Below are 613 nucleotides of genomic sequence, written 5' to 3' on the forward strand. Positions count from 1 at the left end.
AGTTTGGCTAAGCCCTTAGAGAGGCCTTTATATGGGAAAAAACACTCCTCTAAGAGAAACTTGCTCCTTTAGTTTTATTATATATCCGTCTGTTCAGTTCCGCAATAAAATGCTTAGAACAGCATTTTTCACCATAAAATGGCCGTTCTAAGCATGTATCCTTCCCTGAAAGAAATATGCATCCTTATTGTTTTCTTTGCATTGCCAAAGCCAAGCAACAAATCTATTTTCGGCGGGCGGGGCGCGGGTATTTCGGGATTTCGACCTCTGGTGTTGCTTCACGCGCGACGGCATCCAGCGCTTCCTTGACGGCGCGCTCGAGCTGCGGATCGCGCCCGGCGGCGACGGAGCGGGCGTCCACGCGGACTTCGATGTCCGCCGGGACGCCCTCGTTTTCCGCGACCCAGCCTACGCCCGGTTCGAAGACGGCATTGCACGGCGAGGTGACGCGTCCGCCGTCCTTCATGGGATAGGGCGCGCACGAGGCCACAAGGCCGCCCCAGGTCCGCGTTCCGATCAGGGGACCGATGGCCAGCTTGCGGAAAATCCACGGAAAGTAATCGCCGCCCGAGCCGGCCATCATGTTGATGAGCAGAACCTTGGGACCCAGAAC

1 protein-coding gene is annotated in these 613 nt (G+C 56.1%); it reads right to left on the reverse strand.

Translation table 11 applies throughout. The features are described from left to right. Positions 1 to 223 precede the first annotated feature (223 nt). Positions 224 to 613: S41 family peptidase (locus tag SCM96_16060; GenBank protein MDW7762113.1), on the reverse strand; the 390-nt coding region annotated here is incomplete at its 5' end.

This window comes from Acidobacteriota bacterium (genome assembly GCA_033549365.1).
Taxonomy (GTDB): domain Bacteria; phylum Acidobacteriota; class Aminicenantia; order Aminicenantales; family Saccharicenantaceae; genus JAWSUF01.